Genomic DNA, 13,784 nt, shown 5'->3' on the forward strand with positions numbered 1-13,784 from the left:
GTCTATCACCCGAACGCAGTTTTGCGGTGAGAGTTTGTAATGCCGCTTTTGCACAGCGCAAGAGCAGGGTTGTGCGCAGGGCCGCCTAGTGAGGTTTGTGGTGTGCGCGGCGGCAGCGTTCGGAGCAGTAGCGTACGTGTTCCCAGCAGTTCGCCCACCGCTTGCGCCAGCTAAAAGGCAAACCGCACGTGGCGCAGACTTTGCCGGGTAGAAACGGCTTTTTCATGGGGTGGAATGTCCCAAACGCACAAGTTTGTGCATGTTTCAGTCGCCTCGATTGCTCCCGGCCAGCCCAAGCAGCCGCTGGCGCAGCTGTGGGTCGCGGGCCCGCGGGTCAAGCCAGATGGCGAAGAATGCGCGGGCGAAGGCGGGGTCGTTCACCTCGCTGCCAGGTTGGCCATCGACGTAGAAGCGGCAGCCTTTGCCAGGCAGGTAAAGGCCGCTGATGCGCATGCCGGGGCGCACATCCACAAAAGCTTCGCGCATGGCTTGAGCCCAACGATTCAGGGTATCCGTCGCCAGTGGGCGATCAGCCAGGCGCTGCATTTCATCAAGGCTGGCCTGTACCAATGTGTCTCGGGACAGCGACCGGTGATAAATCAACTCAAGGGCGAAGGGCTCGTGCCAGTTCCACGCGGAACCACCGTGCCAAAGTTGTGCGGTATAGAGGTGCAAGCCAAACCAGGTGAATTCGCCGCTACCGGCCATGCGTGCTGGTGCCAGCGATTGCCGCCAGTCTGCGCATGCAGGCTGCGCCATTACCATCAGAATGGCCAAGGTGTACAGGCTGAGCGCCGAGCTTCTGCTTGCCATGTGTGTGCCACCGGAAAACAAAATGCTGTACAAATATAGTTTGCTGTACAAATTTTGCGCAAGTGAAGCTTATGTCGAGTCTTGGCAGGGATGTCGGGCTAGAAATACCGGGGCTGGCACTGGCCCCGGCCCACGGGCTCAGAGCAGGATATAGTCGCTGAACTGGCGGACACCCGCATGCTCGCCTTCGACCAGATGCACATAGCGCCCTGCCACCAGGTCTACCGGCAGGCAATCGTCGACATCGAGCACGGCGTCGGTGTGCGGCTTCAGCCAACCTGCCGCCATGCGTTGTTTGCCCAGGCGCTTGGCCTCGGCCTTGTCGACAGCCGCCACCAGCAGGTACCGATGCGCTTCACCGAACACCTGACGCTCATAACCGCCCAGGTTCAGGAAAAACAAGCGCATGGCGCCGGGGCCGGGGGCCACCTGGCTCAGTTCGACACGGTAGCCATCGACCCCGGCCACTTCCAGCCAGGAATCGATGTGCAAGCCTTGGGCGCTGCCGAACCAGGCTTCGCGTAACTGGGGGTGGAGCTGTTCCAGGCTGTCGGCCTGGGCGAAGACCACATCGTGGACTTCGATGCGGGCTCGAGGGTGGCGACCGCCGAGCATGACGATGTAGAGCATGATGAATCCTTGACCAGCAGCCCCAAAAGCACTGTGAGTGCAAATAGTACCAGCATGAGGGTCGCCAGGCGCCAACCGCGGTCATAGCAGCCAGGGAAAGACAGCGCCAGGCAGGCCGGGGTCCTTCAGGATCGCTGCACTGCTGGCGATGTCCGGGGCCAGCCAACGGTCCTGGGAATAGGCCGGGACCCGTTCTCGCAACAAGCGCCAGGCAACCCGGGTACCCGCGCCAAAGCGCTGCTCCTTGAGAAACTCGAATGCCTGGGCCGCCAACAGGTATTCGATGGCAAGGATCTGCGTACAGTTCTCCAGCGCCCGGTGCAGCTTCAACCCGGCATTGGTGCCCATGCTCAGGTGATCCTCCTGCATACCGGAGGTGACGTAGTTGTCGATGACTGCCGGCTGCGCCAGCTGACGGTTTTCTGCACACAGTGAAGCGGCGACGTACTGGACAATCATCATGCCCGAGTTCACACCCGGTTGGCTGACCAGGAAGGCCGGCAAACCGCTGACCAACGGGTTGATCAGGCGATCGAGCCGGCGCTCGGCAATCGCCCCGATCTCGGCCACCGCGATTGCCAGCAGGTCCGCCGCCATGGCCACCGACTGGCCGTGCGGATTCGCCTGGGAAACCACCCGATATGACTCAGGTGTACCCAGCAGCATCGGGTTGTCGGTCGTGGAGTTGAGTTCGGTTTCGATCTGTCGCGCAGCGTGATCCAGTTGATCGCGCGCGGCGCCATGAACCTGCGGAATCGAGCGAATACTCAAGGCGTCCTGGGTGCGGATACCCTGGCTATTGGCAATGACTTCGCTGCCGTCGAGCAGGCGACGCAAGTTACTGCCTACGCGTTGCATGCCGGGGTGCGGTTTCATCGCGATGATTTCAGGGTCGAAGGCATCGAGTTGACCGCGCAGGGCTTCGAAGCTCATGGCGCCGATAACGTCTGCCCATTGGCACAAACGCGTCGCGTCGTCCAGCGACAGGCAGCTCAGACCGGTCATGCAAGGGGTACCGTTGACCAGGCACAGGCCATCCTTTGCGCCCAGTTTGACCGGCGCCAGGCCGATCTCGGCCAAGGCCTGCTGCGCCGGCACGATCTGGCCGCGGTAGCTGACCTGGCCGACACCCAGCAAGCTGATGCTGATATGTGCCATGTGGGTCAGATACCCCACCGACCCCTGTTTCGGTACCTGCGGAGTGATGTGCTGGTTGAGCAGGCTCAGCAGCGCCGCGACCACCTTGCGCTGAAGGCCGGAGCGGCCCTGGCTGAAGTTGATGATCGCCGCGCACATTATTGCCCGGGTCTGTTCGTCAGACAGCGCAGGGCCTACGCCACAGGCATGGCTGAGCAGGGTGTTATGCGACAGCTGGCTGAGTTGTTCGTCCTGCAAAGAGACATTGCACAAGGCACCAAGCCCGGTGTTGACGCCGTAGGCGCGTTCACCGCTGGAAACGATGCGCTGGACAATCGCCTGGGCGTTCTCGATACGCGCCCAGGCCGACGGGGCCAGCTCAAGCTTCGCCCCGTGCCGGGCCACTGCCACCACGTCCTGCCAGCGTACTGGCGCCTCGGCGATGATGATCTTTTCGGCAAGTGACATACACGTGGTTCCTTATAGCGAAGCTACACGGCGCTGCACGAAACGATCTACGTATTCGTCCGCAGGCTGGTAGAGGATTTCCTTCGGTGTGCCGACCTGGATCAGGCGGCCGTCCTTGAGAATGGCAATCCGGTTGCCGATGCGCACCGCTTCGTCCAGGTCGTGAGTGATGAAGACAATGGTCTTGTGCAGGGTCTTTTGCAGCTCCAGCAACTGGTCCTGCATTTCGGCGCGAATGAGCGGGTCGAGCGCACTGAAGGCCTCGTCCATCAGGATGATGTCGGTGTCGGCGGCCAAGGCCCGGGCGAGGCCGACACGCTGACGCATGCCGCCTGATAACTGGTGCGGGTAGGATTTTTCGTAACCCTTGAGGCCCACGGTGTTGATCCAGTGCAGGGCACGCTCGGCGCACATGGCCTTGCTCTCGCCACGGACTTTCAGGCCGTAGGCAACGTTGTCCAGCACGGTGCGGTGTGGCAACAGACCAAAGCTCTGGAACACCATGCTGATCTTGTGGCGGCGAAATTCGCGCAGGGCTTGCATGTCGTATTGCAGAATGTCCTCGCCATCCACCAGAATCTCACCGCTGGTTGGGTCGATCAGGCGGTTGAAGTGACGCACCAAGGTCGACTTGCCCGAGCCCGACAGCCCCATGATCACAAAGATTTCACCGCTGCCGATGGTCAACGACAGGTCGTTGACCCCGACCACGCAGCCAGTTTGGGCCAGGACCTGATCTTTGCTTTTGTTCTGGCGGATCAGTTTCAGGGCTTCTTCGGCGCGAGCACCGAATATCTTGAACACATGTTTGACTTCGATCTTGTTCATCGCTTGCTTGGCGCTCACTTGCCCACCCCATGCCGTGGCCGGCCATAGGCCTGGGTAATGCGGTCGATCACAACCGCCAGAATCACAATGGCCAGGCCCGCTTCAAGGCCGCGGCCCACGTTCAGGGTCTGGATGCCGACCAGCACGTCTTCACCCAGGCCACGGGCACCGATCATCGATGCAATGACCACCATCGACAGCGCCATCATGGTGGTCTGGTTGATACCGGCCATGATGCTCGGCAACGCCAGCGGCAGCTGCACGCCGAACAGTTGTTGCATGCGATTGGCACCGAATGCATTGATCGCCTCCATGACTTCGCCATCCACCTGGCGGATGCCCAGGTCGGTAAGGCGGATCAGCGGCGGGGCGGCGTAGATGACGGTGGCAAAGATCGCCGGCACCTTGCCCAGGCCGAACAGCATCAGTACCGGGATCAGGTACACGAAGCTGGGCATGGTTTGCATTATGTCGAGCAGCGGCATCAACACCGCCCGCAGGCGATCGTTGCGCGCCGACAGGATACCCAGCGGAATGCCCACCAACACCGATATCAGCGTTGCTACCAGCATCAGCGCCAGGGTCTGCATCAGCTTGTCCCAGAGCCCGACCGCACCGACCAGAAACAGCAAGCCGACGATCACGGCGGTGGGCACAACCCTGCGCGTGGCGTGCCAGGCAATACCCGCGACAATGGCCAGCATCAGCCACCAGGGTGTTGCGCGCAGCAGGCCTTCGAGGTTGACAATGGCCCACAGCAGGGTGTCGGAGATGTGCCGGAACACATCACCGTAGTTGGTGACCAGCGCATCGACCCAGCCATTGACCCAGTCGGCAATGGAAAACGTGAAGTTTTTGGGAAACATGGAATTCTCTCAAGCAAGTGCATGAAGCGGACTGCTGCATGGCGTGCCCGACAGGCGCCGGACCCGCTCACACCCTCAGAGTGCCGCGTCTACCTTTTTGGCTGCGTCTTCGCTGACCCAGCTGTGCCAGACTTCGGGGTGTTCCTTGAGGAACAGCTTGGCCAACTCAGGCGATTCGATACGCTCCTTGCTCATGCGCCCGAGGTTCTGGTTCAGCAGGTCGATCGGCAGGTTGACCTTTTCCAGCACCGCCACCAGCTCCGGCGCCTGCTCGTGGAAGGCCTTCGACACACCCACCTGAATGGTCACCGATTTATCCACGCCTGGTTCGTCCAGCTTGACCAGGTCGGCCTGGCCCATCAGCGGCGTCGGCGACCAGTAGTAGAACAGGATCGGCTCGCCACGCCTGTAGCTCGACAGTACGGCGGCATCCAGTGCCGGGCCGGTGCCCGGGCGGAAGTTGGTATAGGTGCTTTCCAGGCCGTAGCGCTTGAGCATCTCGCTATTGTCCAGCTCGCAGGTCCAGCCGGCCGGGCAATTGTAGAAGCGCCCTTTGTCTGGTTCTTCAGGGTCCTTGAATACCTGGGCGTATTGCCCCAGGTCGGCGATGGCCTTGAGGTTCGGTGCCTTGGCTTCGAGTTTGCGCTTGGCATCGCCTTCGATCACATAACGCGGCACATACCAACCTTCGGCCGCACCAACGACTGGCGAACCGATGCCAACGACCTTGCCGGCAGCCGCAGCCTTGTTCCAGACCTCGCTGCGCCCCACCCACTCCTCGGCAAACACCTGAATGTCGTTGCTGCTCAGTGCGTTTTCCATGGAGATGGAGTTACCTGGCAGGCTGTCGGTTTCGCAGCCATAGCCATTTTTCAGCACGAACTGCATCACGTCAGTGAGCAGCATCCCGCTTTCCCAGTTCAAACCGGCGAACTTCACCGGTTTGCCCGACTCGCACCACCCGGCGGCCTGGCTGGCACCAGCGGATGCCAGCAGCCCGAAAGAAAGCGTTGTGGCAAGTAGAGCTTTTGTAATTGTCATTGTGACGCTCCCGAACAAGAACCTGTGCACGGGAGAAATATTTCACAACCTCAAAAAAGGCAGAAATAATAAGTCCTGATGCATCACAACGGAAAAACCTATGAAGTTCACCCTGCGGCAATTGCGCTATGCCCTCGCAGCGGCCAAGCACGGAAACCTGACGACGGCCGCCATGGAGCTTCATGTTTCGCAACCCTCCATCTCGGCGGCCATTACGGAGCTTGAGGAAGTGCTGGGTCAGTCCATCTTCATACGCCAACGGGGCCTCGGCATATCGCTGACTCCATTCGGTCGAACCGTCATGGTCCAGGCACGTCGTGTACTGGCAGAGGCTCAGACCTTTGCCGAGATCAATGCCACTGCCGGCGAGTGTGTCGGAGAATTGGTGGTCGGCTGCTTTGAAGACCTGGCGCCCTATTGCCTGCCGCAAATCGTGCGACGGATGCAGGAGTCCTGCCCAAGGGTCACGGTCGACATGCGCGATGGCAGCTTCGATTTTGTTGGCAAGCGGCTGAGTGAAGGGGCGATCGAGTTGGCGATCACCTACGACCTGGGTTTGCCACCGAACACGCAAACCATTCCGCTGTGCCAACTGACCGCTCAGGTACTGCTGGCGGCGGATCACCCGCTGGCCAATGAACCGCGTGTCAGTCTCAAGGCACTGGCCGACTACACCTTGGTCGTTACCGATCAGGCGCAAAGCTGGCAGCATGTGCTGGATCTGTTCAGTTTTTACGACCTTTCACCCTCTGTGGTGCACCGGGTTCGCACTTTCGAGTTACAGCGCAGCCTCGTCGCCAATGGCTTTGGCGTGGCGCTGATCTACACCCGACCGTTTGGTGATCGTAGTTACGATGGTCAAGCGCTGGTCTGTCGGCCGACCCAGGAGAAATTGCCAACGCATAGCATTGTACTGGCGCACGATCAGCGCTATCCGCTGACGCCTTCGGCTGAGGCGTTCAAGGAGCTTGCGGTGGCATGGTTTGCGGAACGGCCTTCGTTTGCATCTGAATGAATAACGGGTGGGGCTATGGCAAATAAGGGGCGCAGCTCAAACCTTGGACTCGCCCCATTCGCTACGCGTCGCTGCAATCAGCGAATCCCAATCATCAGGAGGGTTGCCCCGGCCCAGCATCTTCTCGAAAACGGCGTAGGGGTCGGATTTGCTGCCCGCGGAGCGCAAGGTATGTTCGTCGTTGACCCATGCATAGACGATGACCCTGGATCTGGAGTCGTAGCGAAAGAACAGGCGAAAGCGCCTGCCGATTTTCGCTCGCCGCCAATGGCGGTAGGCGGTTCCCAGCGTATTGCCTTGGCGGAACTCATCACGGGCCGGGTCGGCTGGTACAGCCTCCATTATCAGATGGCTCAGGGCCCGGAATAGTTTGACGTTGGCGTTGCTTTCAAATCCCTGCGGGTCGTTCAACTCGGCCCGGGTGGCGGCTTCCTGCAGTTTACGTAGCTGTAAGGTCACACCTTCATGGAACAACAGTGTCCAGCCATGGCGCTGCGTCAAAGCGCGACCTCACCGTCAATGTCTTCGTCCAGGTTTACAGAATGGCTCGCGTTGGCAAGCATGGCCTGCGCCAGGCCGTCGGGTAATGTAGTGATGTTACGTCCCCTGCGGATGTCAGCCTCGAGCAAACCCAGGAACGCGCCGATGGCAGGGTCTTCGTGATCAGCCTCTACCCGGCTGACCACGACTTCACTCCCGCGGACGTCGAACGCGACCTTGGCGCCGGTATTCAGGCCCAACAGTTGGCGAACGGCCTTAGGTAGCGTGACCTGGCCCTTGGAGGTTAGCGTGGCGATTTCGTGGATGGCAGGCATGATCGTTCTCCCGTGCTTTGGCAAGATGGTAAGGAATAATCCTTACTCGGTCAATCTCGGGTTTTTTTTCACCACGCGATCGAGAATGGCGATTTCTGACAACTTTCAAAGTCAGCCTAGGCAGCTTGCACTCTACCTACCAGGTAGTCCGATGCAGCAACCTTGCAGTACTCACAGTCATACGCTTTAACCGCCTACGGAAAACGCTGCCATGTCCATCGAGATCGAACAAACGCAAGCCGGTGAAGCGCGCCGCACAGGCAGGGAACGTGACCAGGCCGGAACCTGCCAATGGACATGATCTGGCAAACCATCCAGGCCGAATTCGCCGATATCGGCGATGAACGCGAGATCGTGCGAATACTGGTCCGCCTGGTGATGGCTGCCGTACTGGGCGCGGTGCTGGGTTTCGAGCGCGAGCACAAGGGCAAATCCGCCGGGGTGCGCACGCACATGCTGGTTTCGCTGGGGGCAGCGCTGTTCGTGCTGGCACCGAGCATGGCAGGTGCCGATGCGCAGGCGCTCAGCCGGGTGATTCAGGGCATCGTTGCCGGTATCGGCTTTCTGGGTGCGGGCACCATACTCAAAGGCAATGGCCAGGACACCAGCCATGTCAAAGGCCTCACCACAGCCGCAGGGCTATGGATGACGGCGGCCATCGGTACGGCGGCGGGGATGGGGCGCGAAGCCACGGCGCTGGTGAGCACGGTGCTGGCACTGTTGGTGCTGGGCACCATGCCCTTGCTGGTGGACAAGGTCGAAGGGCAAGACGAAGAGAAACAGAAGGAGGAGGAGGGCAGGAAGCACTGAGGGGCGTGGGTCGCCCCCCGGTCAGCCTGTCGGCACTGGTCAGACCGACGTTGAGCCATTCAGGCGCTCGATCGCGTCAATCAGGTCGTCATAACCCACGGGCTTGTTCAAGTGGCGGTCAAAGCCGGACTGTCGAGACTTGTATTGGTCAGCGCTTGCCCCGTAGCCAGTCAAGGCGATGGCAGGGATGTAGCGCAGATGTTCCAGCCCACGCAGCGCCCGGATCAGTGCATGGCCATCCATGCCAGGCATGCCGATGTCGGAAATGATCACGTCGTAACGCGCATCTGCCGCCGATTGCAGCGCCAGTTTCGGGTCGCTGTAGGCGTCCACGTCGGCATCCTCCATCAACAGTAACTGTTCCATCACTTCCAGCACATCGAGCGAGTCGTCCACCAACAGTATGCGAACCCCTTTCAGCCGGCCTTCTGATGGCAGCGCTTCGCCCTGAACCTGGGGTTGCTGGGTGTACACGCACAACGGCAATGTGATGATGAACGTACAACCCAGGCCTATTCCGGGAGACGTCACGCTGACCGCTCCGCCATGGGCTTCTACCAGTTGCCGGACCAGGGAAAGGCCAATACCCAGCCCCTCACGGCCATGCCCGGTTGGTGCAGCCTGGTTGAACAGCTCGAAAATATCTTCCAGGGAGTTTTCGGCGAGGCCTATGCCCTGATCGATGACTTCAAGTCGTGCCTGCTCATCCTGGCGAGCAAGTTTCAACTGGATTTCGCCATCGGCAGGGCTGAACTTCAGTGCGTTGTTCAACAGGTTCCAGATAATCTGCTCGACACGCGTGCTGTCGGCCTCCACATAAACCGGCATGCCATCGGCCGGCAGCGTCAGCCGAACACTGCGGCCGCGCTGCTCATTGCAGGCTACAGCACAGATACCTTGCAGCATGGCAGACAAGTCGACAGGCTGGGTCTTGAGCTTGAGCTTGCCCGTGCGGATGCGCGCTACATCAAGCAAGTCATCGATGATCCGCGCCTGGCTGGTGACCGCTTCGCGGATGACGTTGACTGCCTTGCTCGCCATGCCGGTGCTGGTGACCGACGGGATGCGTCGCAAGATATCGGCATTGAGCTGGATCAGGTTAAGCGGGTGCTTGAGTTCGTGCGACATCACCGCGAAGAACTCGTCCTTCATATGGCTGGAGCTCTGTGACTCGGCCAGGCGCTTGCTTTGTTCGTCCTGCAGGCGCTTTTGGCCGGTCAGGTCACGGGCGATCTTCACGTAACCGCGCAAACTGCTGCCCTTGAGGCGGGAGACTTCGCCACTGCAATAGAACCGGCTACCGTCCTTGCGCACATGCCAGCGCTCGTCCTGGCCGCGGCCATGCAGGCGAGCGGCGCGCAGTTCACGTTCCGGTTGGCCCTCTTCGCGGTCCTGCTCGGTGAAGATCAGCGCATAGTGCTGGCCCAGCACTTCATCCTTGGCGTAGCCGAATATCAGCGCAGCGCCAGTGTTCCAGTCGATGATCAGGCCTTGTTCGTCAAGCAGGATGATGGCGAAGTCATGGGTGCTCTCCGCGACCAGGCGCATACGCTCCTCACCCTGGCGTAGGCGCTCTTCGGCTGCGCGGCTTTTGGTGATGTCGATGAACGTGAGCACGGTGCCATCGACATTCTGCTCGCTGGCCCGATATGGCAGCAGGCGCGCCAGGTACCAATGCTGGTCCTGGCCGATGACTTCGCGCTCGAGCGTGGTTTCGCGCTCGATCACCGCGCGCGCATCGTCCGCCAGCCCCGGATATTCCAGGCGGTGGGTGATGTCGAGCAGCGAGCGGCCGGTGTCGACCGGCAGTATGCTGAAAATGGCGGTGGCCCCGGGGGTGAACCAGCGAATGTGCAACTGGCGGTCGACGAAAACGGTGGCGATCTGGGTGGAGGCGATCAGGTTGCTCAGGTAGTCGTTGATCTTGTCGGTTTCATCGACCTTGGTCTTGAGCTCGTAGTTGACCGTAAGCAATTCTTCGTTGATGGATTGCAGCTCTTCCTTGCTGGTTTCCAGCTCCTCGCTGGCCAGGCGCAGCTCCTCGTTGATCGCCTGCATTTCTTCGTTCGAGGCCATCAGCTCCTGGCTGGAGATATCCGACTGCTCGATGGTTTCCTGCAATTGCTGGCGGGTACGCTGCAGTTCGCGCTCCAAGGTAGTCAAGACCATGCCTTCGGTTTGCTGGATGGCAGGCGGGCTATGGGGATCAGCTTCGCGAACCAGGAAAACCACCAGCAGGCATTCGCTGCCACTGGGTTCGTCCTGGTGGGGCTGCACCTGTATCTGGATTTCGACGCGCTGATCGTCGACCGTGGTGATCACGGCGCCCGAGCTGACCGGCTGGCCGGTGTTCTGGGCCTGCAACAAGGTACTGCGCAGGGCAGGGCGCAGCGGCGCGAGTACCAAGTTCAGCAGGCTGGGGCTGACTTCGCCACCGGCGTGGCGCAGGAAGCGGCCGACGCCATCGCTCATGTGCAAGATGTTGCCATCAGCATCGACGATCAGGCTGGGCGGTGTGCGCCTGGACAAAGCACGGTGATGGATTTCTGCGTAGGACAGCTTGCGCAGGGGCTTGGGTTTGGCGCGAACAGCTTGCGTGTCGGGCGTCTGAAGCCGCCCGGGGCGGCGCGCCGGCTCCACCTCCCTGGCGCGGAAGATGCGATGGCGCTTGTCCACGGCAATAAACAGGTCGGTAGCCACGTCCGCCGATTCCGAACTGCCCAGGAACAAGTAACCCCCTTTGCGCAGGGCAAAGTGGAACAGGCGCAATATTTCCCGTTGCACTTCCCGGTCCAGGTAGATGAGCAGGTTACGGCATACCACCAGGTCCAGCTGAGAGAACGGTGGATCCGACAGCAGGTTGTGCCGGGCGAACAGGACTTTTTCGCGAATGTCCTTGCGTACCCTGTAATGCTGGTCCTCCTTGATGAAGAACTGACGCAACCTGGCCGTGGGTACATCGGTGGCGATGGCATCGGGATAAACGCCAAGCCGGCCGACATTGATGGCGCGCTCGTCGAGGTCGGTGGCGAACACCTGGACTTTGGCACTGCGCTGCTCCATTGCCAATTGTTCAGTCGCCATCATCGCCAGGCTGTAAGCTTCCTCTCCGGACGAGCAACCGGCCGACCAGATGCGTATTTCCCGTTGTTGATCCTCGCTGTCGTCAATGGCCAGCCCCGGCATGACCTGTTGTTGCAACGCTTCGAAAGCGTCCCGGTCGCGGAAGAAGTTGGTGACCCCGATCAGCATGTCAGCCAGCAATGCACGGCATTCCTCAGGGTGCCGCTCAAGGTATTCGCGGTAACCGGCCAGGTCAGTCTGTGCGGTGACATGCAGGCGCCGTTCAAGCCGGCGCAGCACGGTTGCGCGCTTGTAGTGCTGGAAGTCGTGACCGGTACTGGCATGAAGGCGGGCGAGGATGTCGTCGAGCAGTGGGTCGCAGCGGGCTGGGTCGCCTGAGCGTTCGCCCAGGGGTGGCGGCAGGCTGTCATCTTCTATTTGCGGCAGTTTCACCTCTTGTGCCGAACGCCACAGCTGCACCAGTTTGCCCGGAATCTGGGCCACCGGTAGCACCAGGTCCACCATGCCGGTGGCCATGGCAGCCTTGGGCATATCGGGGTACTGGGCGTCATCGGGCGACTGCACCAGGGTCACGCCACCTTGTTCCTTGATGCGCGACAGGCCCACCGCGCCATCGCTGCCGCTGCCCGAAAGGATCACGCAGAACGCATGGTCCTTGTGCACGTCCGCCAGGTCGCGGAAAAACAGGTCAATGGCGACGTGGTCGCCGCGGCTGCGCCTGGCCGGGCTGACCCGCAGGTAGCCGTCATTGGTGGACAGGCGGTTGGCCGGCGAAATCACATACACATGGTCACGCTCGATCGGTACCGGCTCGCTCACCTGGCACACCGGCATGCGCGTGACGCGCTGGATCAGGCGGTCGGCCTGGCTCTGGTGGTCCGGTGACAAGTGCAGCACCACCACGAAGGCCATGCCGGCATCCGCAGGGGCGTGCTGGAAAAACGCCTGCACGGCCTCCAGCCCGCCGGCCGATGCACCGATGCCCACCACCGGGAAGTCCAGGTGGCTGGGGCTGAGCGCAGGGTTGTGCGGCGAGGCGAGCGAGGTCTTGCTGGACGATTTCATTGGCACGAGCCTTGTGCGAACCGGGAGTGAGCTTTGGCACCGATTATAGGCCCGACACCCTTCAGCCGACGAGCGGGGTTCACGTTAGGACAGCCCTCGCTGGCCAAAGTGCCGCTATTTGTCCCGCTGGCCTGAAGGCTTGCCCGGGATATCCGGATAAACCTTCGCGGCGCCGCGTAGTCAGTTTCAGTAAGGGCCTGGATATCCCCGGGCCAGGGAGGTGGCTGATGAAACTCTTCTGCCTGCTGCGTGGCTGCCAATGGCGCAGCCTGCTGGTGTGTGACGTCGCCGGGCTTCACTGCCAGTGTTGCGAACGCTGTGGCGCGCTGCGCTACAGCCAGCCCGGCCAACCCATCAATGCGTAGGAGCGGACCATGGCCCGGTCAATCTGGAAAGGCGCGATCAGCTTCGGCTTGGTGCACATCCCCGTCTCGCTGAATACCGCCGTACGCAGCGAGCGCGTGGATTTTGACTGGCTGGACAAACGCAGCATGGAGCCGGTTGGCTACAAGCGGGTGAACAAGGTCACCGGCAAGGACATCGACAAGGAGCACGTCGTCAAAGGCGTGGAGTACGAGAAGGGCCGTTACGTGGTGATCAGCGAGGAAGAAATCCGCAAGGCCAGGCCCGAGTCTACCCAGACCATCGATATTTTTTCGTTCGTCGACGCTGGCGACATTCCGCTGCAGCAGTTTGACACCCCCTACTACCTGAGCCCCGACCGTCGTGGCGGCAAGGTCTATGCCTTGCTGCGCGAGACCCTGCACAGCACCGGCAAGGTGGCCCTGGCCACCGTGGTGCTGCACACCCGCCAGCACCTGGCCCTGCTATGCCCGCTGGAAGATGCCTTGGTGTTGATCACCCTGCGCTGGCCAGAAGAGGTGCGCGGGCTGGATACGCTGGAACTGGACAAGAGCGTGACCGACAGCAAGGTCGACAAGCGTGAACTGGAGATGGCCCGGCGCCTGGTGGAGGACATGAGCGGACAATGGACGCCCGATGACTACCATGATGCGTTTCGCCAGACCATCCTCGACCTGGTGGAGGAGAAAGCCAGCAAAGGCAAGATCGAGACCGTGGACAAAGGCGAGGGCGCGACCGCTGAGAAGGGCGCCGACATCATCGACCTTACCGAGTTGCTCAAGCGTAGCCTCGGGGGCAAGGCCAAGGCGAAAAAGCCGGTGGCCAAACGACCGCGCAAGGCTTCATGAG

The 13,784-nt window shown here is 61.0% G+C and carries 14 protein-coding genes; 4 read left to right on the forward strand and 10 right to left on the reverse strand.

The genetic code is table 11. The features are described from left to right. Nucleotides 1-85: 85 nt before the first annotated feature. The 7 genes from ACQKPZ_RS16075 to ACQKPZ_RS16105 form a co-directional block, all read right to left on the reverse strand. Nucleotides 86-226, reverse strand: coding sequence for a DUF2256 domain-containing protein (locus ACQKPZ_RS16075; RefSeq protein ID WP_427539807.1), 141 nt, complete (start codon nt 224-226; stop codon nt 86-88). Nucleotides 227-264: 38 nt separating this feature from the next. Beyond that, on the reverse strand, nt 265-813 hold the full coding sequence (locus ACQKPZ_RS16080; protein ID WP_427539810.1) for a chalcone isomerase family protein: 549 nt from the start codon (nt 811-813) through the stop codon (nt 265-267). Nucleotides 814-951: 138 nt separating this feature from the next. Then, nucleotides 952-1,443 carry a DUF1543 domain-containing protein gene (locus ACQKPZ_RS16085; protein ID WP_427539813.1) on the reverse strand — a complete coding sequence of 164 codons (492 nt, stop codon included), beginning with the start codon at nt 1,441-1,443 and terminating at the stop codon, nt 952-954. An 81-nt stretch (nt 1,444-1,524) separates the two neighbouring features. After that, nucleotides 1,525-3,048: a histidine ammonia-lyase gene (gene hutH / locus ACQKPZ_RS16090; protein ID WP_427539816.1), complete on the reverse strand. Its 1,524-nt coding sequence runs from the start codon at nt 3,046-3,048 to the stop codon at nt 1,525-1,527. 12 nt (nt 3,049-3,060) lie between these two features. Continuing rightward, on the reverse strand, nt 3,061-3,876 hold the full coding sequence (locus ACQKPZ_RS16095) for a quaternary amine ABC transporter ATP-binding protein (RefSeq protein ID WP_427540017.1): 816 nt from the start codon (nt 3,874-3,876) through the stop codon (nt 3,061-3,063). Nucleotides 3,877-3,890: 14 nt separating this feature from the next. After that, complete coding sequence (locus ACQKPZ_RS16100; protein ID WP_391134262.1) at nt 3,891-4,742, reverse strand: ABC transporter permease; 852 nt, start codon at nt 4,740-4,742, stop codon at nt 3,891-3,893. 75 nt (nt 4,743-4,817) lie between these two features. Then, nucleotides 4,818-5,783 (reverse strand): ABC transporter substrate-binding protein, encoded by a 966-nt coding sequence (locus ACQKPZ_RS16105; RefSeq protein ID WP_427539819.1) that lies wholly within the window; start codon nt 5,781-5,783, stop codon nt 4,818-4,820. 100 nt (nt 5,784-5,883) lie between these two features. Between ACQKPZ_RS16105 and ACQKPZ_RS16110 the strand changes: the two genes are divergently transcribed. Beyond that, on the forward strand, nt 5,884-6,798 hold the full coding sequence (locus tag ACQKPZ_RS16110) for a LysR family transcriptional regulator (RefSeq protein ID WP_427539822.1): 915 nt from the start codon (nt 5,884-5,886) through the stop codon (nt 6,796-6,798). A gap of 36 nt (nt 6,799-6,834) precedes the next feature. Here ACQKPZ_RS16110 and ACQKPZ_RS16115 read toward each other — a convergent pair whose 3' ends face one another. Both ACQKPZ_RS16115 and ACQKPZ_RS16120 read right to left on the reverse strand, forming a co-directional pair. Continuing rightward, the gene (locus ACQKPZ_RS16115) at nt 6,835-7,299 is read right to left on the reverse strand and encodes a type II toxin-antitoxin system YhaV family toxin (RefSeq protein WP_427539825.1); all 465 of its coding nucleotides are present in this window, start codon (nt 7,297-7,299) and stop codon (nt 6,835-6,837) included. Next, nucleotides 7,296-7,613, reverse strand: a complete 318-nt coding sequence (locus ACQKPZ_RS16120; protein ID WP_427539828.1) for a type II toxin-antitoxin system PrlF family antitoxin — start codon at nt 7,611-7,613, stop codon at nt 7,296-7,298. Before ACQKPZ_RS16120 ends, ACQKPZ_RS16115 begins: the two co-directional genes overlap by 4 nt. Nucleotides 7,614-7,904: 291 nt before the next feature. Between ACQKPZ_RS16120 and ACQKPZ_RS16125 the strand changes: the two genes are divergently transcribed. Beyond that, nucleotides 7,905-8,423 carry an MgtC/SapB family protein gene (locus tag ACQKPZ_RS16125; RefSeq protein ID WP_427539831.1) on the forward strand — a complete coding sequence of 173 codons (519 nt, stop codon included), beginning with the start codon at nt 7,905-7,907 and terminating at the stop codon, nt 8,421-8,423. A 39-nt stretch (nt 8,424-8,462) separates the two neighbouring features. Here the strand turns inward: ACQKPZ_RS16125 and ACQKPZ_RS16130 are convergent, their stop codons facing one another. Beyond that, nucleotides 8,463-12,572, reverse strand: a complete 4,110-nt coding sequence (locus ACQKPZ_RS16130; protein WP_427539833.1) for a CheR family methyltransferase — start codon at nt 12,570-12,572, stop codon at nt 8,463-8,465. Nucleotides 12,573-12,799: 227 nt separating this feature from the next. Here ACQKPZ_RS16130 and ACQKPZ_RS16135 point away from each other — a divergent pair, with 227 nt between their 5' ends. Both ACQKPZ_RS16135 and ACQKPZ_RS16140 read left to right on the forward strand, forming a co-directional pair. Continuing rightward, nucleotides 12,800-12,937 (forward strand): PSPA7_2676 family Cys-rich small protein, encoded by a 138-nt coding sequence (locus tag ACQKPZ_RS16135; RefSeq protein WP_427539836.1) that lies wholly within the window; start codon nt 12,800-12,802, stop codon nt 12,935-12,937. Nucleotides 12,938-12,946: 9 nt separating this feature from the next. Beyond that, nucleotides 12,947-13,783: a Ku protein gene (locus ACQKPZ_RS16140; protein ID WP_427539839.1), complete on the forward strand. Its 837-nt coding sequence runs from the start codon at nt 12,947-12,949 to the stop codon at nt 13,781-13,783. Nucleotide 13,784 lies beyond the last annotated feature (1 nt).

This window comes from Pseudomonas sp. NPDC089547 (assembly GCF_050280665.1).
Classification (GTDB): domain Bacteria; phylum Pseudomonadota; class Gammaproteobacteria; order Pseudomonadales; family Pseudomonadaceae; genus Aquipseudomonas.

What these genes read in the sequence shown, in the direction of transcription:
- ACQKPZ_RS16110 (WP_427539822.1), top strand. Translation starts at nt 5,884, where the DNA reads ATGAAGTTCACCCTGCGGCAATTGCGCTATGCCCTCGCAGCGGCCAAG.
- ACQKPZ_RS16140 (WP_427539839.1), top strand. Translation starts at nt 12,947, where the DNA reads ATGGCCCGGTCAATCTGGAAAGGCGCGATCAGCTTCGGCTTGGTGCAC.
- ACQKPZ_RS16095 (WP_427540017.1), bottom strand. Translation starts at nt 3,876, where the DNA reads ATGAACAAGATCGAAGTCAAACATGTGTTCAAGATATTCGGTGCTCGC.
- ACQKPZ_RS16120 (WP_427539828.1), bottom strand. Translation starts at nt 7,613, where the DNA reads ATGCCTGCCATCCACGAAATCGCCACGCTAACCTCCAAGGGCCAGGTC.
- ACQKPZ_RS16130 (WP_427539833.1), bottom strand. Translation starts at nt 12,572, where the DNA reads ATGAAATCGTCCAGCAAGACCTCGCTCGCCTCGCCGCACAACCCTGCG.
- ACQKPZ_RS16100 (WP_391134262.1), bottom strand. Translation starts at nt 4,742, where the DNA reads ATGTTTCCCAAAAACTTCACGTTTTCCATTGCCGACTGGGTCAATGGC.
- ACQKPZ_RS16105 (WP_427539819.1), bottom strand. Translation starts at nt 5,783, where the DNA reads ATGACAATTACAAAAGCTCTACTTGCCACAACGCTTTCTTTCGGGCTG.
- ACQKPZ_RS16085 (WP_427539813.1), bottom strand. Translation starts at nt 1,443, where the DNA reads ATGCTCTACATCGTCATGCTCGGCGGTCGCCACCCTCGAGCCCGCATC.
- hutH (WP_427539816.1), bottom strand. Translation starts at nt 3,048, where the DNA reads ATGTCACTTGCCGAAAAGATCATCATCGCCGAGGCGCCAGTACGCTGG.
- ACQKPZ_RS16080 (WP_427539810.1), bottom strand. Translation starts at nt 813, where the DNA reads ATGGCAAGCAGAAGCTCGGCGCTCAGCCTGTACACCTTGGCCATTCTG.
- ACQKPZ_RS16125 (WP_427539831.1), top strand. Translation starts at nt 7,905, where the DNA reads ATGGACATGATCTGGCAAACCATCCAGGCCGAATTCGCCGATATCGGC.
- ACQKPZ_RS16135 (WP_427539836.1), top strand. Translation starts at nt 12,800, where the DNA reads ATGAAACTCTTCTGCCTGCTGCGTGGCTGCCAATGGCGCAGCCTGCTG.
- ACQKPZ_RS16075 (WP_427539807.1), bottom strand. Translation starts at nt 226, where the DNA reads ATGAAAAAGCCGTTTCTACCCGGCAAAGTCTGCGCCACGTGCGGTTTG.